Source organism: Paenarthrobacter nitroguajacolicus (genome assembly GCF_031455195.1).
GTDB classification, from domain to species: Bacteria; Actinomycetota; Actinomycetes; order Actinomycetales; family Micrococcaceae; genus Arthrobacter; species Arthrobacter nitroguajacolicus_D.
On record NZ_JAVDSH010000001.1, the window covers coordinates 256,131 to 279,151 of the forward strand.

General features: G+C 62.8%; 20 protein-coding genes. 4 read left to right on the top strand and 16 right to left on the bottom strand.

Annotated features, from left to right (window positions below; all coding sequences use genetic code 11):
• Positions 1-11 precede the first annotated feature (11 nt).
• A complete protein-coding gene (locus J2Y68_RS01245) occupies positions 12-2,027 on the bottom strand; it encodes a S9 family peptidase (protein WP_309988693.1) in 2,016 nt (671 codons plus the stop codon).
• Between the two features lie 69 nt (positions 2,028-2,096).
• Here J2Y68_RS01245 and J2Y68_RS01250 point away from each other — a divergent pair, with 69 nt between their 5' ends.
• The 4 genes from J2Y68_RS01250 (at position 2,097) to J2Y68_RS01265 (ending at position 5,166) form a co-directional block, all read left to right on the top strand.
• Positions 2,097-2,939 (top strand): methyltransferase domain-containing protein, encoded by an 843-nt coding sequence (locus tag J2Y68_RS01250; protein WP_309988696.1) that lies wholly within the window; start codon positions 2,097-2,099, stop codon positions 2,937-2,939.
• Between the two features lie 81 nt (positions 2,940-3,020).
• Positions 3,021-3,482 (top strand): NfeD family protein, encoded by a 462-nt coding sequence (locus tag J2Y68_RS01255; protein WP_309988699.1) that lies wholly within the window; start codon positions 3,021-3,023, stop codon positions 3,480-3,482.
• 91 nt (positions 3,483-3,573) lie between these two features.
• A complete protein-coding gene (locus tag J2Y68_RS01260) occupies positions 3,574-4,551 on the top strand; it encodes an SPFH domain-containing protein (protein WP_309988702.1) in 978 nt (325 codons plus the stop codon).
• Between the two features lie 267 nt (positions 4,552-4,818).
• Positions 4,819-5,166 carry an RNA polymerase-binding protein RbpA gene (locus J2Y68_RS01265; protein WP_011774875.1) on the top strand — a complete coding sequence of 116 codons (348 nt, stop codon included), beginning with the start codon at positions 4,819-4,821 and terminating at the stop codon, positions 5,164-5,166.
• A 73-nt stretch (positions 5,167-5,239) separates the two neighbouring features.
• Here the strand turns inward: J2Y68_RS01265 and J2Y68_RS01270 are convergent, their stop codons facing one another.
• From J2Y68_RS01270 to arc, 15 genes are all read right to left on the bottom strand, one after another.
• A complete protein-coding gene (locus tag J2Y68_RS01270; RefSeq protein WP_211712375.1) occupies positions 5,240-5,983 on the bottom strand; it encodes a polyprenol monophosphomannose synthase in 744 nt (247 codons plus the stop codon).
• A 399-nt stretch (positions 5,984-6,382) separates the two neighbouring features.
• Positions 6,383-8,041, bottom strand: coding sequence for an amidohydrolase (locus J2Y68_RS01275; RefSeq protein WP_309988704.1), 1,659 nt, complete (start codon positions 8,039-8,041; stop codon positions 6,383-6,385).
• 48 nt (positions 8,042-8,089) lie between these two features.
• The gene (locus J2Y68_RS01280) at positions 8,090-11,065 is read right to left on the bottom strand and encodes a DEAD/DEAH box helicase (protein ID WP_309988707.1); all 2,976 of its coding nucleotides are present in this window, start codon (positions 11,063-11,065) and stop codon (positions 8,090-8,092) included.
• Positions 11,066-11,089: 24 nt separating this feature from the next.
• Positions 11,090-11,926, bottom strand: coding sequence for a twin-arginine translocase subunit TatC (tatC, locus tag J2Y68_RS01285; protein ID WP_309988710.1), 837 nt, complete (start codon positions 11,924-11,926; stop codon positions 11,090-11,092).
• A 5-nt stretch (positions 11,927-11,931) separates the two neighbouring features.
• On the bottom strand, positions 11,932-12,201 hold the full coding sequence (tatA, locus tag J2Y68_RS01290) for a Sec-independent protein translocase subunit TatA (RefSeq protein ID WP_211712379.1): 270 nt from the start codon (positions 12,199-12,201) through the stop codon (positions 11,932-11,934).
• Positions 12,202-12,237: 36 nt separating this feature from the next.
• A complete protein-coding gene (locus tag J2Y68_RS01295) occupies positions 12,238-12,588 on the bottom strand; it encodes a hypothetical protein (RefSeq protein ID WP_309988712.1) in 351 nt (116 codons plus the stop codon).
• 9 nt (positions 12,589-12,597) lie between these two features.
• The gene (locus J2Y68_RS01300; protein ID WP_309988715.1) at positions 12,598-14,616 is read right to left on the bottom strand and encodes a helix-turn-helix transcriptional regulator; all 2,019 of its coding nucleotides are present in this window, start codon (positions 14,614-14,616) and stop codon (positions 12,598-12,600) included.
• 95 nt (positions 14,617-14,711) lie between these two features.
• Positions 14,712-15,107, bottom strand: a complete 396-nt coding sequence (locus tag J2Y68_RS01305; RefSeq protein ID WP_017200957.1) for an FKBP-type peptidyl-prolyl cis-trans isomerase — start codon at positions 15,105-15,107, stop codon at positions 14,712-14,714.
• A gap of 69 nt (positions 15,108-15,176) precedes the next feature.
• Positions 15,177-16,109 carry an FKBP-type peptidyl-prolyl cis-trans isomerase gene (locus tag J2Y68_RS01310; RefSeq protein WP_309988718.1) on the bottom strand — a complete coding sequence of 311 codons (933 nt, stop codon included), beginning with the start codon at positions 16,107-16,109 and terminating at the stop codon, positions 15,177-15,179.
• A gap of 112 nt (positions 16,110-16,221) precedes the next feature.
• The gene (gene pafA, locus J2Y68_RS01315) at positions 16,222-17,586 is read right to left on the bottom strand and encodes a Pup--protein ligase (protein ID WP_309988721.1); all 1,365 of its coding nucleotides are present in this window, start codon (positions 17,584-17,586) and stop codon (positions 16,222-16,224) included.
• Between the two features lies 1 nt (position 17,587).
• On the bottom strand, positions 17,588-18,295 hold the full coding sequence (gene prcA, locus J2Y68_RS01320) for a proteasome subunit alpha (protein ID WP_309988724.1): 708 nt from the start codon (positions 18,293-18,295) through the stop codon (positions 17,588-17,590).
• Position 18,296: 1 nt separating this feature from the next.
• The gene (gene prcB / locus J2Y68_RS01325) at positions 18,297-19,106 is read right to left on the bottom strand and encodes a proteasome subunit beta (RefSeq protein WP_309988727.1); all 810 of its coding nucleotides are present in this window, start codon (positions 19,104-19,106) and stop codon (positions 18,297-18,299) included.
• A 78-nt stretch (positions 19,107-19,184) separates the two neighbouring features.
• Entirely contained in the window at positions 19,185-19,388 is a 204-nt protein-coding gene (locus J2Y68_RS01330) for a ubiquitin-like protein Pup (protein WP_211712386.1), read from the bottom strand.
• A 117-nt stretch (positions 19,389-19,505) separates the two neighbouring features.
• Entirely contained in the window at positions 19,506-21,125 is a 1,620-nt protein-coding gene (gene dop / locus J2Y68_RS01335) for a depupylase/deamidase Dop (RefSeq protein ID WP_309988730.1), read from the bottom strand.
• Between the two features lie 50 nt (positions 21,126-21,175).
• A complete protein-coding gene (gene arc / locus J2Y68_RS01340) occupies positions 21,176-22,984 on the bottom strand; it encodes a proteasome ATPase (protein WP_309988733.1) in 1,809 nt (602 codons plus the stop codon).
• Between the last annotated feature and the right edge of the window lie 37 nt (positions 22,985-23,021).

Sequence of the window (23,021 nt, forward strand, 5' to 3'; positions counted from 1 at the left end):
CCTGCAAAATCCTATGCCGCCAGGTGATTGGAAGCCGTAGGAAGGTACTGCGCCCACCAGCGAAGGATGTGGTCGAAGCGCTGCCTTCGATGATGCGGAGTGCCGGAACGGGACAGTTCGTGATCCTCACCAGGGAAGACCAGGAAGGCTGTTTCCACACCTTGCGCCTTGAGCTGCGAGTAGTACCGCTGTCCCTGCTCAACCGGGCAACGAAGATCGTTTTCGCTGTGCACCACCAGAGTGGGAGTGTCGACGTTGGTGACAACAGCCATGGGGCTTTGCGACGCCATCTGGGCGGCCGACCCGCCGATGTATTCCGCGCCGAAGAACCAACCAATGTCGGATGAGCCGGCGAAGCTGACAGGGTCCAGGAAACCGCGCTCAACGATCGCGGCCTTGAACCGGTGGTCATGCGCGATGGTCCATGCGGTCAGGTAACCGCCATATGATCCGCCCATGATTCCCACCCGGTCCTTATCCAGCGCGCCGAAACCCGCCAGGGCGGCGTCAAGGAACGCCAGGACGTCCTGCATATCCACAGTACCCATGCGTTCTTTGATTGCACGTCCGTGCGCTTGGCCGTAGCCGGAGGAACCGCGTGGGTTGCACATGATGACCGCGTATCCTGCCGCAGCATACACCTGTGCTTCGTCGAAGAAAGCTCCGGTGTACTGGGCAAACGGGCCGCCGTGGATGTTGAGGAGGACCGGATGTGGGCCGGGCCCGTCCGGTAGCACAACCCAGCCCTGGACAGGGTGCCCGTCTCCGGAAGGTGCCTCGAATTCCCTGGGCTCAATGACCTGTGAGTCGTTCCGGAGTGCGGCCGAGAAGTCCGTGAGGAGCCGGATTTCACCACGTTCCAACGTGGCGACGTCGCCCGCTGTGGCGGCGTCGGAGAAGCTGACCGCGATTTCGCCGTTCGCAGCCACCGTGGCGCCGATGACTACCCTGGCCCCGTGCACCAGCGGGGTGATAGAGCCCTCCGCGGTCACCTCCAGAAGTTCGACGCTGCCCAGTGCGGTGTTCAGAACCAGCACACTGTCGGGACCACTGGGTTCCATTGGTCCTGACGCATCCAAATGTTCGACGTCGGTCAGGGCCACGGCCTCTCCCCCACTGACGGGCATGACATGGAGCACGGTGTTTCGCGCGACGAAGTCCCGGCCCGTGCCACCCATGTCCTGCGCAAGATAGAACAGCCACTTGCCGTCGGCGGATGCGAGGACGTCCGTCACGGTTTGGCGTCCGGCGTTGGAAGGTTCGACGGCGGTCGGCTGGCCGCCATCAGTGGCGATCCGGTAGACGGAGGTGACAAGGTCGTCGTCGTGCCCTTCATGGAGGGCCGCCACGAAGTAGAGCTCCCTGCCGTCAGCGGAGAAGCATGGGGACTCATGGTCGGAATCGCCGAACGTGAGCTGCTTTGCCGCGGGAATTCCCTTGGATGGATTCTTCGGCTGTTCGTGCGCGGCCCTGCCCCGCGGGGTGACGGCCGGTTCGCCGCCCAGCTCCGGTACCTCCACGATGAACAGTTGCTGGCGCTGGTCGGCGGTATAGCCGAGCCCGTTCATCCTGTACTGGTTTGCAGTGACCAGGCGGGCGTCCTCAGCTCCGGAACCGACGCCGTCGACCGTTCCGTAGCGCCCCTGCTCCGGTACGCGCGAGGTGAAGGCAATGCGGTGGGAGTCCGGCCCCCACCTGAAGCCGGAGACTCCCAGCTGTTGGTCCGTGATCCGCTGGGGCTCCCCGCCGGCCGCTTCCACCACGAAGAGTTGCGGCTTACCGTCTGGTTCGCTGCGGATGAAGGCCAGGACCAGTCCGTCGGGCGAGAACGCCGGGGAGGTGTCACGGAACCCGCGGGTGATCCGGCGCGAATGTTTGGTGCTGTCCAGCGGGACCGTCCAGAGCTGGCCGACGTAGTTGTCCGCGTCGAAGTCTGGCCTGGTGACGGACACGACGGCTTTGCTGCCATCAGGGTGGATGGCGGGCGCGGACACGGAGTTCAGCAAAGGCAGTTGCTCGGGTTTCACGTTGGTGAGCCTAGCCCGACGGTTGCGGCGAGGGCACCAGACACTCCGTCCCACCGTAGGATTGGAGCCATGTTGCCTGATGCTGTCGCGGCCCTTCGCTGTCCTGTCTGCCGTGGGGCGTTACGGCTCCTGGAGAAGCAGCAGCGGACACTTTCCTGCGATTCCGGGCACCTTTTCGATGCGGCACGGCAGGGCTACTTCAACCTGCTGACCGGCAAGGGCACGGTATTCGAAGCCGATTCCGCCGCGATGGTTGCAGCGCGGCACCGTTTCCTCGACGCGGGACACTATGACGACCTTGCCGGGGCAGTCGCGGAGTCAGTGAGGGCGGTGCTCCACGGGCCGGGCTCCCTCATCCTTGACGCTGGTACGGGAACAGGCCACTACCTGCACCAGGCCATGCAGCGGTCCGGCGCTTCGGCCGTAGGACTGGACATCTCCAAGTTCGCCCTTCGGCGGGCTGCCCGGCTCAATCCGGAGGCGGCCAACCTCGTCTGGGACATTTGGCGTCCCTTGCCGCTGGCGGACGGCACCGTGGACGCCATCATGGTGGTCTTTGCCCCGCGGAATCCGGCGGAGTTCGCCCGCGTCCTTCGTCCCGGGGGGACGCTGTTGGTAGTGACTCCACGGCCGGGCCACCTGGCCGGGATCGCGGAGCGCACGGGCATGCTCGGCATCGAGGAAGGCAAAGCGGAACGCCTCGCCGAGTCCATGCGTGGGCATTTCACGTCAACGTCCAGTATGGACCTGGACATCGCCCTGACGCTGCGCGGCCCGGAGATGGCGGACCTCGCATATATGGGACCGGCGGGGCACCACTTTAAGGCCGGGAAGTTGGCTGAATTGGCCGCTTTCGACGGTTCCGTTTCCACCACAGCGATGTTCCGGATCAGCGTATTCACCGTGTCCTGACGTGGGACGGCACGTCGGGCTAGGATGGAAGAACAGCGACTGTGGTCCCTTTTGAGGGGATCCGGGACCAAGGGGGAACCGATGTTCGAATGGCTCGGCGAGAATTGGTGGGCACTGTGGCTCACCGTCTTCCTCGCGTTTGCAGTGGTGGAGATGCTGACTCTCGACCTCTTCTTCATCATGCTGGGTGGCGGGGCTCTCGCCGGCCTGATCGCCGACTTCGCCGGAGCCGAATTCTGGCTCCAAATCGTCATCTTCTGCGTGGTTTCCCTCTTGATGATCGTCTTCCTCCGGCCCGTCGCCCTCAAGCACCTCCACAAAGGTCCTGAAGAGCAGCGTTCCAACATCGACCGCCTGATCGGACAGTCGGCGCTGGTCATTGAAGCCGTTACCGGCACCAGTGGACTCGTCAAAATTGGCGGCGATGTATGGACGGCCCGCAGCGCCGCGGGCACCCTGGACGCCGGAGCAACAGTCCAGGTCACCAGAATTGACGGCGCGACGGCGGTAGTCGCCTCGTCCGCCGAAAACAGCCCGCACTAAGGTGCGGCCTTAATCCAGTTGGTTGCCGGGCAGGAGAGCCCGCCCGTGCACAGCGGCATCAAACCACGCAATTGGGGAACGAAGGAGATGTATGGACGGCTTAGGAGGAACAGCAGCAGCAATTGTGCTGATTGTTCTCGTCATATTTGTGATCATAGTGTTGGTCCGCTCGGTGAGGATCATCCCGCAGGCGCGCGCCGGCGTCGTTGAACGGCTCGGTAAGTACCAGCGCACGCTCAATCCGGGACTCACCATCCTGATCCCGTTCGTCGACCGGCTCCTGCCGTTGCTTGACCTGCGCGAGCAGGTTGTGTCGTTCCCGCCACAACCGGTCATCACCGAAGACAACCTGGTGGTCTCGATCGACACCGTGGTGTACTTCCAGGTCACCGATCCCAGGGCGGCTACCTACGAAATCGCCAACTACATCCAGGCCGTAGAGCAGCTGACGACAACCACGCTGCGTAACGTGGTGGGTGGGCTCAACCTCGAAGAGGCCCTCACTTCCCGCGACCAGATCAACGGCCAACTCCGTGGCGTGCTGGACGAAGCAACGGGCCGCTGGGGAATCCGCGTTTCCCGGGTCGAGCTCAAGGCAATTGATCCGCCCCACTCCATCCAGGATTCGATGGAGAAGCAGATGCGTGCAGAACGGGACCGTCGTGCGGCCATCCTGACCGCCGAGGGAACCAAACAGTCGCAGATCCTCACGGCCGAAGGCCAGCGCCAAGCTGCGATCCTCGCCGCTGAAGGTGACGCGAAAGCAGCCATCCTCCGTGCTGACGGTGAAGCCCAGGCCATCCAGAAGGTGTTCGACGCTATTCACAAGGGCAACCCGGACCAAAAGCTGCTGGCATACCAATACCTGCAGACGCTTCCCAAGCTTGCCGAGGGCAGCTCGAACAAGCTGTGGATCATTCCCAGCGAAGTCGGCGAGGCACTCAAGGGAATTGGTGGTGCCCTCGGGGGTACCACGGGAGAGTCCCCCGTAGCCGGCCTTTTTGGCGGCAACGAAACAGCGAAGTCCACCGAACCCGCGCCGGTAGCGCCAACCCGATCAGCTGAGTAAGCCCGGCTGAATCAGCGCCAAGACGCATTGAGCGGCCAGCCCCAGCGGCTGGCCGCTCGTTGCGTTTGAGGCCTTTTTGAGTAGAGGGCGCCGATCCGCGTATAATGGGATATTTGTCCGGCTGGTTCAGCGCGGATGGAACATAAAAGCTTGGCCAAGCGTTGCAATTAGTGATGCAAGGTGTGCAGAAGTAGTCCGTAAGGATCGTGAAAACGGCTTACGGCTAGCGCGGGGTTACTGCTCCGCGAACAGACAGAGGGAGTAATCATGAGCGATCGCAGCCTGCGGGGTATGCGTCTTGGCGCCCAGAGCATGGAAACTGAATCCGGTGTTGAGCCGGCACCGCGCCAGCGGGTCGAGTACCGTTGCGAAGATGGAGAGCAGGTCTTCGTGACCTTCTCCTCCGAAGCCGAGATCCCCCCGGTTTGGGTTTCCAAGACCGGCAAGGAAGCACTCCTGGTTGATGGCGAGCGTCCCGTGGACGCCAACGAGAAAGCTGTCCGCACGCACTGGGACATGCTCCTTGAGCGCCGCAGCCTTCCCGAGCTGGAGCAGATCCTCGAGGATCGTTTGAACATTCTGCGTGAGCGCCGTGGAGAACGCCGCTCCGCATAGCAAGCCAGATACACCAAAGGCCGGCTCCGATTCCCGTAGGGAAATCGGAGCCGGCCTTTTTGTGTTGTGGCGGTTACTTGGCGACCGCCGGCGACTTCCGGGTGAGCTTTGCCCAGCGTGCGGCCAGGCCCCACCTGGTGACGTTGATCATGGCTTCCACCACGATGTTGCCGCTCATCTTCGAGGCACCGAGTTCGCGCTCCACGAACGTGATGGGGCGCTCCTCGATGCGCAGGCCCAGCTTGGCTACGCGCCAGGCAAGGTCGACTTGGAAGCCGTAGCCAACCGACTCGACTTCGTCCAGGTTCAGCGCTTCCAGCGTGCTGCGACGGAACGCGCGGTAGCCACCGGTGACATCCTTGATTTTGACGCCCAGCATGATGCGGGCATACGTGCTGCCGACCCGGGAGATGGCTTGACGGTAGAGCGGCCAGTTGACGACACTTCCGCCTTCCACCCAACGGGAACCCATGGCCAGGTCCGCTCCGTCTTTGACGGCTTCCAGGAGAAGGGGAAGTTGCTCCGGCTGGTGCGAACCATCGGCGTCCATTTCGACCAGGACGTCGTAACCGGCAGCAAGGCCCCACTTGAAGCCGGCGATGTAGGCGGCCCCGAGACCCTCCTTGCCCTTCCGATGCAGGACGTGGACGTTGCTGTCCTCCGCGGCGAAGCCGTCGGCCAACTGTCCCGTGCCATCAGGGCTGTTGTCGTCAACCACCAGGACATCGGAATCGGGGACTGCCGCGCGGAGGCGCCCGAGGGTCTTGGGGAGCGATTCGAGCTCGTTGTAGGTGGGAATGATCGTCAGGACACGCAAGAAGAGGCCTTTCCTTGATGGAGCGGTCAGTGTGCCGGACCAGCCAGTCGGCTGGCATTCTGGCGCAACTCTCCATTATAGGACGACGCCGGGACCTCCTCGGGCGGCTGTGGTGCCGGACACATGTGCGGGCAGGTCCGCAAGCCCAGGGCCAGTAGTGTCGGGAAGTGAAGTCCCGGTCAAACTGTTTTCTGGGTCACCGTGGACCTGCCCACTCATGCGCCGCCATCAGGAAAACCGGCCACGGCTGGACCGTTAGGCTCCGTGAGCTGCCTCTGAGTTGATCATCCGTTGAGCCTCAATGCTACGGACTCACCGCACGCTGTCAACCAGCCAATGACCTGCGGATCTGTCTGTCTTCCCAGTTCAGCGGCACCCTCTTGGGACAAAATTCGGGGACTAGACGCGGAGTGCCTCATGGGCGAATAGTTCCTGTCCTTCGCGGACGGTCTGGAGGCAACGCGGATCAGTACCGGTGTCCAACGCAGGCAGAAGGGGTGTCCGCGCCCGGGGGTCCGTGCTCCAGGACTGGACCCTGCTGTCAGCAACCTGGACCATCAGCTCCTCTACTTCCCACACAGCGAAACTGGCCGGGGCGCCCGGCACGAGTTGGCCCATCAGGGGGTTCCGATGCTTGGTGGCCCGCCAGCCGGCCCGCGTGTGGCCCAGGAAAGCGGCCCTCGCCGAGATTCGCTGCTCCGGATTGCTGTGCTCCAAACAGGCGCGGACGCTGGACCAGGGGCGCAATGGAGTCACAGGGCTGTCACTGCCGAAGGCAATGGGGACGCCACTGGCATAGAAGGAAGCGAAAGGATTCATGGATTGGCTTCGCCCGCCGAGACGCTGAGAATACAAGCCACCAGCGGCACCCCAGGCGGAGTCGAATCCCGGCTGCACACTGACGGTGACGGAGTACTTGGCCAACCTGTCGATGGCGGCCTGGTCAGCCATCTCGACGTGTTCCAGCCGGTGGCCCGCTGCACGGATACGCTGCTCCCCCACCTCGGCGGCGGCCACGTCCATCGCGTCCAGAACGGCGGCCAATCCAGCGTCACCAATCACGTGGAATCCGGCCTGGATGCCCAGCAGCGATGTAGCCGCGATGTGCTTTGCCGCGTCGTCCACCGTCAGGTACAGGTTGCCGCGTTCACCCGGTGCGTCCGAATAGTCATTCACCAACGCGGCCGTCCTTGAACCGATGGATCCGTCCATGTTCAGGTCCCCGGCGAGTCCCCGCACTTCGGTACCCAAGCCAGCCAGGATGCTCCGGGCGTGCTCTTCGGAGGTAGCCAACTCACCCCAGTACGGAAGTACCTCGGGACTTCCGGGCTGACCATTCCACGATGCCGCCAAGCGAAGGTCTTCCGGGCCGCAGATGTGGGGGGCGGACATTTCCGCCAGCGCGACGTAGCCGTTGGCGGAGGCTTCCTTCAAGGCCTGCTCCTGGTATGCGCGTCGCTGCGCTTCCGGGAACTGCCGGGCCGTCAACCGGGCCGCGGTGTGTGCCGCCCGCACTGCCTGCGCGGTCCCCGCCCAGCCGTCCAGGCCGTTCAGGTTGGCCGCAGCGGCCAACGAGGCCGAGACCAGGGCGGAGTGGACATCGATGCGTGAAAGGTACACCTGGCGGCCGCCCGATGCCCGTTCCAGTTCCTCGAGGGTGGGCAACGTGGGATCATCCCAGAGCGTCTCGTCCCAGCCGTGGCCCAGGATGGTTCCCGTACCGCCCGAGGAAGCAACGGCGTCGAGCAGTTCCCTGGCCGAACGCACAGCGCCAAGCTGCAAGCCCGACAAGGCCAGACCGGTTTCGGTCAGGTGCGCATGCGAGTCGACAAAACCCGGTGCCAGCAGGGCTCCGCGAAGGTCGATGATGTCCATCGATGAATCGGCAATGGACGTTGCGGCCTGCTCCGAACCCACCCAGGCGACGGTATCGCCGTCCACCACCATGGCTGTTGCGAACGGATCCGCAGCCGTATAGATCGAACCATTGCGGTACATGGTGACCTTCTTGCCGGTCCCTGTGTGGTCATTGCCGGCAGGCGCGCCTGGCTGGTTCATGCGTTGAGCTCCTTGAGCGGTTGAAGGCGGTAATTCATGGAGATGGCGTCAGGCCACGGTGGAATAGGCCACGACGCCGCGCCGGACCAGGTCAATGGACTCACGGCAGATCCTGGACAGGCGTGGGTCCAGTTGCGGAATCTTGGCTAATTGGTCCAGAAGATCCACTACCTGCTTCGCCCAACGGACGAAGTCCCCTGCAGCGAGGTCGGTTCCGCTGAGGACATCCTGCAGGTGGCGTCCCTTGGCCCACTTGTACATCGGCCACATCAGTCCAAGTTCGGGCTCCCCGGTGAGCGGGAGCCGGTGGTGTTCTTCTGTGTCCTCCAACTGGGACCATTCGCGCACCACGATGTCCACGGCTGACTCGAGCGAGACCGTCGGCATCTTCGGCCGCAACCCACGGTCCTCGCGCTTGGCCTGGTACACCAAGGTGCTGGCCAGGGAGGCCAGCTCGGCGGCGTCGAGGTCGTTGATGGCGCCCTGCCGCACGGACTGGGAGATGAGGAGGTCCTTTTCGCCGTAGATCCGGCGGAGACGCTGCCCATCGGCGCTGATAGTTACCTGGCCCGTGTCATCCGTTTCCAGATAACCATAGGCTGAGAGGACATCGCAGACACGATCGAACGTCTTGGCGATCGTATTGGTCCTGCCTTGGATCTGGCGGACCAGCCCGTCGGTTTCCTTGCGCAACTTCCACCAGCGCTCCGACCATCGCGCGTGGTCCTCGCGTTCGCTGCACCCATGGCACGGGTGCGCGCGCAACGCACGCCGGAGATCCGCGATCTTCTTTTCCTGGTCCGGGAGCCGGGCGCCCAAACCGAAGTCCTCGTGCCTGCTGTGATGACGGCTGTGCGGCACGTCTTCACTGATGGCATGACGCATTGCCGCGGCCAGGTCGCGCCGGGACTTGGGTACCTTGGAATTGAAGGACTTGGGGATCCTAATCCGGGTCACCGGGGACACAGGCCCTTCGAGGTCGTGGACACCGATGCGCCGGAGCTGGTTATCGGACGTCAGCACAGAGGGCCTGGGCTCGCGGGCGTTACGGTCCACTTCGAGGACCACCGCATGCCCAGCCAACCTGCCGCTGTAGATGCTGATGACGTCGCCGGGTATCAACCGTGTCAACGAGTCGGCTACGTGGGACCGGCGGGCACGCTGGTTGTCCCGTGCCGCGAAGTTCTCGGCATCGCTGAGGTCGCGGCGGAGCTTGGAGTACTCGGTGAAGTCCCCTAAATGGCATTGCATGGACTTCGCATACCCAGCCAGTGACTCTTCGCGTCCGCGCACCTGCCGGGCGAGGCCAACGACGGATCGGTCCGCCTGGAACTGGGCGAACGACGACTCAAGGATTTCACGTGCCCGCACCCGGCCGAACTGGGCGATCAAGTTGATGCTCATGTTGTACGTGGGGCGGAAGCTGGAGTTCAGGGGGTAGGTGCGCCGGGAAGCAAGCCCGGCGACGGCGGTGGGATCGGTTCCGGGCTGCCACAGGACCACGGCATGGCCTTCGACGTCGATGCCGCGTCGTCCAGCGCGACCCGTGAGCTGGGTGTACTCCCCCGCGGTGATGTTGACGTGCGCTTCGCCGTTGAACTTCTCGAGCTTCTCCAGGACCACGCAGCGCGCAGGCATGTTGACGCCCAGAGCGAGGGTTTCCGTGGCGAAGACGGCTTTGACCAGTCCGTCTGCGAAGAGCTTTTCCACCACTTCCTTGAAGGTGGGGAGCATGCCGGCGTGATGGGCGGCGAAGCCCCTGACAAGTCCGTCCCGCCAGCCCCAAAAGCCAAGGACGTCGAGATCGTCGGCAGGAATTTCGTGGCTTGCCTCGTCCACACGCTGGGCAATGATCTGTTGTTCCCGCTCGGTTGTGAGCCACAAACCCGATGCCGCGCACTGGGCCACTGCAGCGTCACAGCCGGCCCTGGAGAAGATGAACGTGATGGCCGGCAACAGATCCTGCCGCCGCAGGCTCTCGATGACCTGGGGGCGGCTGGCTTTCCGGACCGGGCTGCGCTGCTCGGACTGCTGCCTGTCATCCCGGTATCGGTCCTGGCGGCGACGGCTCCGGCCCCCATGCCCGTACCGCCCGGCTGTGTTCATCCTGCTTTCCGAGCGGGCCATGGCCAACAGATCGGGGTTGACTTCGAATTCCGGACTGTTGACGCTATGGCTGGCCTTCAGGGATGTGGACCGCGCGGAGGCCACTTTCCGGCGTTGCGGGACGGCAGGCTCGACCGGGATCTCGGCATTTTCCGACAGATCCGGCACCTCGGGATCCTGCCGTTCCGGCGCGGGTGGAGCAATCTCATCGAAGGTGGTGTCGCCGGCAAAGAGGTCCACGATTTCCCGGCCCACCATCACGTGCTGCCAGAGCGGGACGGGCCGGTGTTCGGAGACAATGACGTCGGTGTCGCCCCTGACGGTGTCCAACCAGGCGCCAAATTCTTCGGCGTTGGAAACGGTAGCGCTGAGCGACGCAACCTGCACTTCGCTGGGCAAGTGGATGATGACTTCCTCCCACACTGCCCCGCGGAAGCGGTCTGCCAAGTAGTGGACCTCATCCATGACCACGAAGCCCAAATCGCCAAGGGTCTCCGAGTCGGCGTACAACATGTTCCGAAGCACCTCGGTGGTCATGACCACCACGGGAGCATCGCCGTTGATGGTGGTGTCACCGGTCAGCAAACCCACGTTGGCCGCACCGTACTTGGCCGCCAGTTCAGAGAACTTCTGGTTGCTCAGTGCCTTGATGGGGGTGGTGTAAAAGGCCTTGAGGCCGCGTTCCAAGGCAAGGTAGATGGCAAACTCGCCAACGATCGTCTTTCCGGCTCCCGTGGGGGCCGCCACGAGGACTCCACGCCCCTCCTGCAGGGAGCGGCACGCCTCACGTTGGAAGTCGTCGAGATCGAATTCGAGCGAACGGGCAAAGGATCCGAGATACGTTTTCGACTCGGCCGCCCGCTGGGCTGCGGCCTGGTAACGGTCGGACGGTGATGGAGACCCGGAAATGGAGGACATGGCTCAAGCCTAGTAGGCCATGGTCTAGAGATTCTCCAGATCTGCGGCAGAGGTGGCGATGTCCGCAGTGGCTTCAGTCTCAGCGGCACGCTTCAGGGCCCGGCGCTCCCGTCGACGGTCATTGAGGAGGCACACTCCAATGGCCGCGAAGAAGAGTAGCAACATGGGGGCTGCCAGGTAGAACATGCTCATGGCGTCAGCGCCCGGAGCAGCCATGGCCGCGAAGAGGCACACCAGGAAGATGGTGATCCGCCAGCTCTTAACGAGTTGCTTGCCTTTGACGATTCCTGCCAGGTTCAAGCCAACCAGTACCACTGGGACAAGGAAAGCGATACCGAAAGCCAACAGGAGCCGCAGGACGAACGCCAAATAGATCTCTGCGCTGATGAAGTTTGAGCCGCCCACCGGGGTGAAGTCGGTCAGCACGCGCACGGCGTTGGGAAGCACGAGCCACGCGAGGAGGACGCCGCCGATGAACAGTGGAACTGCCGCAGCCACAAACGACAGCGCCAGACGGCGTTCCTTTTTGTGAAGCCCGGGCACGATGAACGCCCACAGCTGATAGATCCATATGGGGCTGGAAAGTATCACGCCAAGGAACACCGATACCTGGACCATGAGGTCGAACGAACTTGCGACGCCGTCAAAGTTCAGGGTGGCCGCCCTGCCTTCTTTTTCGTTGAGGTCCTTGATCGGTTTGATCAGCGCTTCAAGGAGAGGCTGGTAGAGGATGAAGCCCACCACGGTTCCGACGATGACGCCGATAGCAGCCTTGAAGAGCCGGTTCCTCAGCTCCTTGAGGTGGTCAAGGAGCGCCATCCGGGCTTCGGGGTTGGCCTTGCGCCCCTTCGTTTCTACCACTCTTCTTAGACGCGGTTGGCGGGCGGAACGTCGGTCTCGCCGTTGTTCTGTGCCTTCACATCCGGGTGACCTACCACTTTGCCTTCAACGGCGTCAGAAGGTTCCTGCGAGTCCTTCGTTTCGGAAGAACCGTCCTTCTTCATTTCCCGGACTTCAGACTTGAAAATGCGCATCGACTGTCCAATGCTGCGTGCCATGGACGGCAGCTTCGGTGCGGCGAAGAGCACCAGAGCCAGGACGATGATGATGATGAGATGCCAGCCTTCGAGCCTCATGTGGGGAGGTCCTTTCCTTTTGGATACATCCTACGTCTATCTGAATTCTATGTCGTGCAGGGACTGTGGCTGACCCCGCTCGGCTTTGCGTTTGACGCGTTTTTGACGCCGAACTTCCTGTCGGGAGGCTTTGGCCGTCAGGTAATCATGACGCATCTGCTCCGGGGAGGCAAAAATGGCGGAGCCCGGTTCAGGGCGGTCTGCGGCCGTTTCAACATCAGAGGTTTTCGGGACCGGCGGAAGGTTGCTGAAACGTTTACCTGCATCAGCCAATTCATGAACAGTTGTCATGAATTTCCTGAACAAGCGATACCCCAACGTCACGTGGAGGAGCAACGAAAGGGCAATGAGCGCGATCCACAACAGGATCCAGAACCACCAAGGCATCTGAGTAGTCTAGCCAGCCCGGCCGGCCGACGAAGAGTCGTACCCGGCCAGGGCCCGGTTGAGCCATGCACGGGTTGCCTGCCGCAAGGTCTCGGGGTCGAGGATCCGCACCGAGCCGCCGTGTTGCGAAATGAACATGGGCAGCCACTCTGCGCTGCCGAACCGGACCTCGGCGAGGAGACCGCCGTCGGGCAATTGCGCCGTGCGCTCCGCGTAGTAGTCGTCAGCCAGTCCGGCTCCCTGCCGGGTGAGTTGCAGTACTACCAGCACGTCGTCATCGCTGGGAGTGTAGAGCCGCGCGGGGAAGGCGTCCCGGGCTGTCACCGTACCTGAAGCGGGACGGCCGTTCGGCTCCAGGGACTCCACCCTGTCCAACCGGAAGTTTCGGAGCCCTTCCTTGCTGTGGCAATAGGCCTCGAAGTACCAGGTGTTGTCCAGCGAATAGAGCCGCAGCGGGTCGACATCCCGTTCGGTGACTTCGTCCCGCTGGAGCGACAGGTACGTTAGGCGGAGCTGCTGACCTTCCCGGATGGCCTTGGTGATGGTGGCGAAGGCCTGGGATTGTTCGGGCGCCACCGATTGGCCTGCTACCGAACCTGCCAGCCGACCAGCCTGCCCTGCAGCGCCGGTCAGCTTGATGGTGACGGACTCCAGTGCGCTCCCGGGTTCGTCTTCGGGCATGCCCGCCAGGGCGGGCAGATCTCCCAGCATGGCCAGCCCGGTCAGCAGGGCCGCCGCTTCGTCCTCGCTGAAGCGTACGGGGCGGTTCAGGTCCAGGTGCTCGGAGATGTAGACATGGTCGTTTTCCCATTGGATGTCCAGGAGGTCGTCCGGATAGCCTTCGGGCAAGCCGGAACAGATCAGGATCTTCAGATCGTCTATCAGCGCTTTGCGGCTGATGCCGAAGTGGTCTGCGACTTCCTGGATGTGCAGGCCCTGGTGGTGGACCAGGAACGGGACCAGCTGCAGCATCCTGGCCAGCTGGTCCTCCGATGTACGCTTGCGCGCCCGCGGCGTCGGCCCGGCTTCGGGAAAGATCACCGGTGGCTCCGCCGCGGCGTCGAAGTCCAAGGCAGTTTTAAGGCGGCGGACGACGGCGGCCCGCAACTCAGCGGGTCCAATCACCGTGGCGTGTGGCCCGTAGGATGCCAATTCTTCGGCGAGTTGTTCAGGATCCCTGAACTCCACCGCGATGCGGTCACGATCGCTGGTGGCCGAAACCGATCCGTGCGGCGCAGCCCGTTTTCGCAGGGCAAGCAGCCGGCCCTTGTCCACATCGAGGATGGCCTGTTGGACGGGCAACTCGTTGAGGGCGTCAAGCTCAGCCCGGGCGTTGAATTCTGCCGGCGGCTCGAAACTGTTGCCGGTCACGACTGTCACCGCCGTTGTCATGCGCGAGAGCCTGAAGACCCTTTTGGCCACCCTCCCCCGGTCGAACCCCACAAGGTACCACTGTCCAAATCGGCTCCCGAGCCCCCACGGCTCCACTTCCCGCTCTTCCTCGCGTCCAGTGCTGACCGCAAGGTAGCCGAAACGGACCGGATGCCTGCCATGCATGGCCGCAACGACGTCGTCGAAAGCCTGTCCGGCGGGCTTGATGCGGGGCTGGACTCCGGCAGGCAGGTCGACGTCCGTGAAACCACCGGCAGCCTGCAGCTTCCGGACGGCGTTTGCTGCCGCGGTACCCAAAGCGGCGCGTTCCCACAACTGCGCAGCCAGAAGGAGCACCGTGCTCTCTGCCGGTGTCAGGTTCACCTCGGGAAGCCGGTTGGAGTCCTTGCCGATCCGGTATCGGGTGGACGCGGGGTCGTCGGCGCCAAAACTGCGGGGATCGGTCAATGTTTCGATTTCGAAGCCGAACTGCTTCAGGTCCACTTTGTCGCGCTCGAACATGCGCCCAAAAGCGACGTCGTTCTCGGCTGAATCGTGGTAGACCTTTTCGCGAAGGACGGAACGCGGAAGCCCCACCTTGGTATTGAGCAAAGCCAGGAGGAGGTTCAGGAGTCGTTCGGTGCGGGATGCAGACACGGTTGCTACGTTACTAAAGTCCGGCGGGAAAGCAGCAAGGCGCGTCACCGACCGGTAGAACCGGAGGGCAACGCGCCTTGCGCAGAACGCGGGTCCTAGCGGACAGCGACGAGGTCAACCACGAAGATCAGGGCTTCGTTGGGCTTGATAGCTCCGCCGGCACCACGGGAGCCGTAAGCCAGCTCCGACGGGATCTCCAGTCGACGGCGACCGCCAACCTTCATGCCCAGCAGGCCCTGGTCCCAACCCTGGATGACCTGGCCGACGCCGACGCGGAAGTCGAGCGGGGCGCCGCGGCCCCAGGAAGCGTCAAACTCTTCGCCCGTGGACCAGGCGACGCCAACGTAGTGGGTGGAGACAGTGTCCCCGGCCTTTGCTTCCGGGCCCGTGCCCTCAATGAGGTCCGTGATGACGAGGTCCGTGGGGACGTCACCTTCCGGGAAGTCGATTTCAGGCTTGGTGCGGTCGAAGTCACGCTGACCAAATGACATGGCTGCTCCTTTTGCAGGATGGATGAGTGGTTGTCGAATACCAGCCTAAGCCAGTGCCCGCGACTTGAATTATTTCTTACCCTTGATCTCCACGACGAAGACCAACGGACCGGCAGGTTTACCCTGTGCGGCAGCATTGGCTCCGTAAGCAAGATCAGCAGGAATGGTCAGCAGCACCTTGGAACCGACCTTCTGGCCCGTCAGTCCCAGAGTCCAGCCCTTGATGACCTGTGTGAGGCCAAACGTCGCGGCCTCGCCGCGGTCATAGCTGGAATCGAACTTGGTGCTGTCTTCCCAGCGCCACCCGGTGTAGTTGGCGTCGATCGTGTCGGAGCTCTTCAGTTCATCACCGGAGCCTTCGGACAAAACCTTGACGGACAGGCCGGCCGGAGCATCGGTCTTGGGGATCTCTACGGACGGTACGCCCTTGTCGTCGAAGGCCACCTTCGGCAGCTTGCCGTCCTTGTCCAGTTGATCGGTCTCTTCCTTGCTCAAAAGGCCCGGTGCGTCCTTGGCGGAGGCAATCTTGAACACCACCAGCTGGGTGGATGCAGGAGCCGTGGCAGAGGCACTGCCCGGAGCGGCGATAGCTACATGGCTGCCCACTTTAGCGCCGACAACCGCGTTGAAAATGAGCTCATTGCCCGTTTTCATCTGCTCGGACAGCTCGATCGGCTGGGGTCCGTTTGCGTATCCGTCCTCAAGTGTTTTCCCGTCCGTGCCATCAACGGCTACGTACACGAGTTCGGCAATCTGGCCCGCCTTGACAGGCTGGCCGTCACCCTCGCTGACCACCTTGACAGTGGGCTCGGTCACCGTCAGTGGTTTGGAGAATTCAATTCCCGGAGCCTTGTCATTGCCGTTGTCCGTGACCTTCAAGGAGTCAAGCTTTGAGACATCGCCAACGGTCTGGCTGGTGGGCTCGCTGGCCGGAGTTGTTCCTCCTCCGCACGCGGTCATGAGCAGCAGGGCAGGAAGGAGAATTGCTAGGAGTCGGCGCACAAAAAAGACACTTTCGTCGGGGCAAGGGAGACTTGGAATGACGCACTGCGCATCCAAGCGGGTGGCCTCTTGGGAAGAAACCACTACTCAGGATAGCCCGTGAAGCTGGGAGTCAGCTCATAGAGTCCAGGAGGGCATCCACCCGTTCGTCGACGCTGCGGAACGGGTCCTTGCAGAGGATCGTCTGGTGTGCGCGGTCATTGAGCTTCAGGTGCACCCAGTCCACGGTGTAGTCACGGCCGAGCTCCTGGGCCCTCCGGACGAAGTCGCCACGCAACTTGGCGCGGGTGGTCTGGGGAGGCGCGTCCACGGCGTCCTTCACGTCCGTCTCGGTCACCAGACGGCGTGCTGCCCCACGGGCCTGCAGCAGGAAGAAGAGGCCGCGCTGCCGCGAAATATCGTGATACGTGAGGTCCAGCTGGGCAATGCGCGGCGAGTCGAGGCTGAGGTTATGCCGGCGCATATAGCCGTCCATGAGCTTCTTCTTGATGGCCCAGTCAACTTCGGTGTCGATGGTGCTGGTGTCGCCGCTTTCGATCGCATCCAAAGTCCGCTTCCACAAATCGAGGATGAGTGGGACATGGGCGTTGTGCGCGCCGTTGGTCGCCACAAAGTCGGTGACCTTCGTCAGGTACTCGCGTTGGATATCAAGGGCCGTCAACTGCCTGCCGTTGGCAAGCCTCACCAACGCACGTCCGGTGAGGTCATGCGATATTTCCCTGATGCTTCGGATGGGATTCTCCATCCGCATGTCACGCATGATGACTCCGGCTTCGATCATGCGGAGGATGAGGTCAACGGTTCCAACTTTGAGCAGCGCGGAGGTCTCGGACATGTTGGAGTCCCCCACAATCACGTGCAGGCGACGGTAGAACTCAGCGTCTGCGTGCGGTTCATCGCGGGTGTTGATAATGGGACGGGAACGGGTGGTGGCTGACGACACGCCTTCCCAGATGTGATCGGCGCGCTGGGAGAACGCGAACGTGGCGCCGTGCGGGGTTTTCAGGACCTTGCCCGCCCCGGCGATCAACTGTCGGGTCACCAGGAAGGGAATGAGGATCTCGGCCAGGCGGGAGAACTCTCCACGCCTCGGAATGAGATAGTTTTCGTGGCTGCCGTAAGAGTTACCTGCGGAGTCGGTGTTGTTCTTGAAGAGATAAACCGTGCCATTGAAGCCCTCCGCCGCCAGCCTTGCCTGGGCCTCGTCCACGAGGTCGTCCAGGATCAGTTCGCCGGCACGGTCATGGGCGATGAGCTGGGCAAGGTCGTCACATTCGGCCGTTGCATATTCAGGATGCGAACCCACATCCAGGTAAAGGCGCGAGCCGTTGGTCAGGAACACATTTGAGGACCTGCCCCAGCTGACCACCTTGCGGAAGAGGTATCGAGCCACTTCCTCCGGTGCCAGCGGACGGGAATCCGGGCTGGAATAGGAGATTCCAAACTCCGTTTCGATGCCAAATATGCGCTTGTCCATCTCAGGTCTCCTCTGTGAGCATCCGGGTCATATCCTCGGGCAGCAGCCGCCGGAATGCCCTGCGCGATCCGCGGTGGCTTTCGGAGGCGCGGTACAGCACTGCTGCCTCGACGGCGGTGGCGGGCAGTTCATCCGGTTCCTTGTCTGTCGCCAAGGCGCGCAATGCCAAACGCATGGCCCCGGCCAGGGTGATTTCCGGCTCCCAAGCCTCACGGACGACGTCGGAGATCTGGTCAGCCAAACCGCCCATGACAACAAAGCCGTTTTCGTCAGCGATCGATCCATCAAAAGTAAGCCGGTAGAGGTGATCCTGCTCCCGCGTGGGGCCAACCTCGGCTACGGCCAGTTCAACCTCGAACGGCTTCTGTTCGGCGGTGAACACGGCACCCAGGCTCTGGGCGTAGACGCTCGCCAGTCCGCGGGCAGTCACGTCTTCGCGATCGTACGAGTAGCCGCGGACGTCAGCGTACCTGACGCCGGCCTGTCGAAGGCTTTCGAATTCGTTGTACTTTCCCACTGCGGCGAAGGCGATCTTGTCATAAATCTCGCCGATCTTGTGCAGGGAGGGTGACGGGTTCTCGGCTATCAAGGCGATGCCATCCGCGCAACTGATGACCACAACGGAACGGCCACGTGCGATGCCTTTCCGTGCGAAGTCCGCACGGTCCTTCATCAGTTGCTCGGGCGATACATAGAACTGCTGCGTCATCTCAGGCCTCCCGTCCGGCAATGGCCCGCGACTCAACAATGGCCCCGGCTATGGCCGCCAGGTCCCTTTCGGGAACCCGTCGGTGACCAGCGCGATTAACCGTGTACACCACCGGCCAGAGTTGCCGGACAGGGTCCGGTCCACCCGTGGCGGAGTCGTCGTCGGCGGCATCGTAAAGGGCCTCGACAGCCACTGCGACGGCAGCCTCCTCCGAGAGGTTCGGTTTCCAGAGCTTCTTCAGGGCGCCGCGGGCGAACACGGATCCGGAACCCACGGAGTGGTGTTCCTGCTCTTCATAGCGGCCGCCCGTGACGTCGTAGGAGAACAAACGGCCTATGCCCGATGAATGGTCGAACCCCGCGAAGAGCGGGATGACGGCCATCCCCTGCATCGCCATGGGCAGGTTTCCACGGATCATGGCACCCAGACGGTTCGCCTTACCCACCAAGCTGAGGAGTGTTCCTTCGATCTTCTCGTAGTGTTCCAGTTCAACTTGGAACAGGCGCGTGATGTCGATGGCCAGGCCGGCTGTGCCGGCGATACCCAGCACGGAGTACTCATCCGCCGGGAACACCTTCTCGATGTGCCTGCTGGCGATGACGTTGCCCATGGTTGCCCGACGGTCACCCGCCATCAGCACCCCGCCGGCGTATGTCACAGCGACGATCGTGGTGGCATGTGGGGACGACGGCACGGTGCCTGCGGGTAACAACTGATTGAACGGCAGGAGCTCGGGACGGGATCGTTGGAGATGCTCCGTAAAGGAAGACGTTGCCTGGTTGGCCAGGGGGCCGGTTGATGGGTCCTGCATTGCTGCACTCCTTCGACTCTGCGTTCCGATGCCCGGCGGCCTCACGCGGCCGGGCCGTACAACCTATGGGGGCTCCGGTTACTGGCCACCCTTTTGAACGAACGCCCTGACGAATTCCTCTGCGTTGGATTCCAACACGCCGTCAATTTCGTCCAGGAGGTCATCCACGCCCTGCGTCGCCTCCGAGGCTTTCGCTTCGGGTGCTGCCGGCGGAGCCTCCGGGACGTCCACTTCAGTCTCGGTTTCCCGCGACTGCGGTTGTTGCTGCTCCTGAGCTGCCATTTTCTTCTCCCTACTGTCAGTCTCCGGGGAACGGAGACTTCCTACTGCAATATTGCCACGCTGTGGGCTGTTGCGTACGGCTTTGACCGGCCGCTGATCCGCCTGTGGCGAACCGCCTTAGGCCTTTGCCGGGGGCAAGCTCTGCCCCATCAATTCGGCAAGGAAAGAGCCGGCCTCCTGATGACGGTCGAAGAGCGCTCCGGTCAGGGATCGTGTCCCCCTCAAAGGCTCACGGGTGGGCACCCGCTGCAGCTTCCCCAGGCCCGGGACGTCGAAAATCACCGAGTCCCAGCTGGCGCCGACAACGTCCTTGCCGTACTTCGTGACGCAGCGCCCGCGGAAGTATGCCCTGGTGTCCGACGGCGGCTCGCTGACCGCCCGGGCGATGTCGCCGTCGTCGACGATGCGCATCATTCGGTCCCTGGACAGCAGCCGGTAATAGAGGCCTTTCTCCGGCCTGATATCAGCCCACTGCAGATCCACCAGCCCCAGCCGGGCGTCATCCCAAGCGAGTCCGTCACGGTTGCGGTACCCCTCCAGGAGTGACTTCTTCGCCACCCATTCCACGGTGGACGCGGCGGCGTCGAGGTCGGTCCCCAGCGTCGTCAACGTGGACTCCCAATGTGACAACACCCCGTGGGTGTGCCCGTCACCGGTGACCGAATCCGATACCCCTGTTTCCTGGGCCAGTTTCGAGGCTGCCTCGTAGTACATCCATTGAAGATCGAGGGCGGTCACCCTCCGTCCGTCGATGAGCCTGACCGTGGACGTGAGCGTGGTGTCATGGCTGACGGCCTGGAGTGCCTGGACCGGCTCATGAACTTCGATTTTCGGTGCCTGCCCGGCCTCTATAAGGCTCAAAACCATGGCGGTAGTGCCGAATTTGAGGTAGTTGGAGGCCTGGCTGAGGTTGGCGTCCCCAATGATTACATGGAGCCGCCGGTACTTGTCCGCCGTGGCGTGGGGCTCGTCGCGGGTGTTGATGATGGGCCGGCGGATAGTGGTCTCCAGCCCCACCTCCGCCTCGAAGAAATCGGCCCGTTGGCTAATCTGGTAACCGGGCGTCGAACTGTCCTGGCCAAGGCCAACCCGTCCTGCACCGCAGATCGACTGGCGGGAAACAAAGAATGGGGTCAGTCCCCGGATGATGTCCCCGAAGGGCACCGAACGGGGCATGAGGTAATTCTCATGCGATCCGTAGGACACGGATTTGTTGTCGGTGTTGTTTTTGTACAGGTTGATCGGTGGAAGGCTGGCATCGGCGGCGACTTTCCTGACCGTGGCCAGTGCAACGAGGTCCCCGGCGGCGTCCCACGCAACGGCGTCACGGGGGTTGGTGACTTCCGGGCTCGAGTATTCGGGATGGGCGTGGTCCACGTAGAGGCGTGCACCATTGCCCAGGACCATGTTCATCAGCAGGGAGCCGGACTCGTCCGCGCCGTCCAGCTCCAGTTCCTGCCGCCCATAGGCCAAGGCCACCGCTTCGGCGTCGAGCACCGGCGGCTGGTCCGTTAGCTGGCTGGGGTCCGCTGCCGCCCGGTCCAAGGTCCATCCACGTGCGTCATGCAAGGGTTCTTCGTCGGTGTAATCCCAGCGGGTCTCCGCACCACCGGCAGCGCGTTGGCGGGTCACCGTGGCGTAAGCCTGGATGATCCTGGCCGACATCATGGTGGCGTTCGCGCCAGGGGCCGATGGGGCGTGGATTCCGTATTCAGTTTCCGATCCCATGACGCGCATTGCGCCGCCTGCGGGTAACTGTCCGGCCGGTGTTCCTTCGACTCTTGCCGTCACAGGTACTGGCCCGTGTTGGCGGTGGTCTCAATCGACTTGCCCGGTTCCTGCCCGGCCTTACCCTGCACGATGGTGCGGATGTACGTGATCCGTTCGCCCTTCTTGCCCGAAATCCTGGCCCAGTCGTCCGGGTTGGTGGTGTTCGGCATGTCCTCGTGCTCACGGAACTCGTCCACCACAGCCCGCAGGAGGTGCTCGATGCGCAGGCCTTTTTGGTGGTTCGTCAGGAGGTCCTTGATGGCGTACTTCTTGGCGCGGTCCACCACGTTCTGAACCACTGCGCCGGAGTTGAAGTCCTTGAAGTACAGCATCTCCGTATCGCCGTTGGCATAGGTGACTTCGAGGTATTCGTTGGACTTCTCCGTCGAATACATGGCTTCCACGGTTCGCTGGACCATGGCGTCCACCGTGGCCTGTACGTCTCCCCCATATTCGGCGAGGTCCTGGGCGTGGAAGGGCAGGTCCGTGGTGATGTACTTCCCGAAAATGTCCGCTGCGGCCTCGGCGTCGGGCCGCTGGATCTTGACCTTGACATCGAGCCGGCCTGGGCGAAGGATCGCGGGATCGATCATGTCCTCGCGGTTCGAAGCACCGATGACGATCACGTTATCCAGCCGTTCGACACCGTCGATCTCGCTGAGCAACTGCGGAACGATGGTGGTTTCGACGTCGGACGACACACCGGTTCCGCGGGTGCGGAACAGCGAATCCATCTCATCGAAGAAGACCACAACCGGGCTACCATCGGACGCCTTCTCACGCGCACGCGCGAAAATAAGGCGGATGTGGCGTTCCGTTTCACCCACGTATTTGTCGAGCAGCTCGGGACCCTTGATGTTGAGGAAGTAGCTCTTGAGGTCCGTGTTGCCGGCACGCTCGGCGGCACGTGCTGCGAGGGAATTGGCCACAGCTTTGGCAATGAGCGTCTTGCCGCAGCCCGGAGGGCCGTACAGGAGGATGCCTTTGGGCGCCTTCAGGCCGTGCTCCCGGTAAAGGTCCGGGTGCAGGAACGGCAGTTCGACGGCGTCGCGGATCTGTTCAATCTGCGGGCCGAGGCCACCGATGTCCTGGTAGGTGATGTCAGGGACTTCTTCGAGCACAAGGTTCTCCACCTCTGCGCGCGGGACCTTTTCAAGTGCGTATCCCGTGCGTGAATCCAGCGACAAAGCGTCACCGACCTTCAGGTGGATGTTCTGCAGGGCTCCCGAAAGCCGCACCACGCGTTCTTCGTCGGCCCGGCCGACCACCAGCGCACGGTCCTTGCCGAGCATTTCCTTCAGAGTGACCAGTTCACCGGCGCGTTCGTAACCCAGCCCGGCAACCACCAGAAGTGCCTCGTTCAGCAGGACTTCCTGTCCGACTGCAAGCTGGTTGATGTTGACCAGGGGGCTGACGCCCACGCGCATCTTACGGCCGGCGTTGAAAATATCCACCGACTCTTCGGTTGCGGCCTGGCCGGAGCTCCCGGCAGAAGGTTGCTTCCGGGGGTTGACCTGCACCACGGTTCCGAAGCTGTAGGGCGGCTGCCCTTCCTGCTCCAAAGCACCCTTCAAGCGGAGGATTTCGGACTTCGCGGCTTCCAGCATGCTGACGAGCTTGCCGTTGTTCTGAGTAGCGGCGGCCAGCTGGCGGTCGATGTGGCGGAGCTTGTCCCGGAGGATGTTGATCTGCCGCTCGGCAACAGTCAGTTCACTGGAGGCCTCCGACGGTTGCACGGGGGCCAGCCCCCGGCTTCCTGCCTCTTCCGGTGCGGCGTGTCCTTCTTCCGGCGTCTGCCGTCCAAGGTCGTTGTTTGACGTGTCCACGAATCATCAGCCCCTTCCTGCGCTTAACAAGACCTTA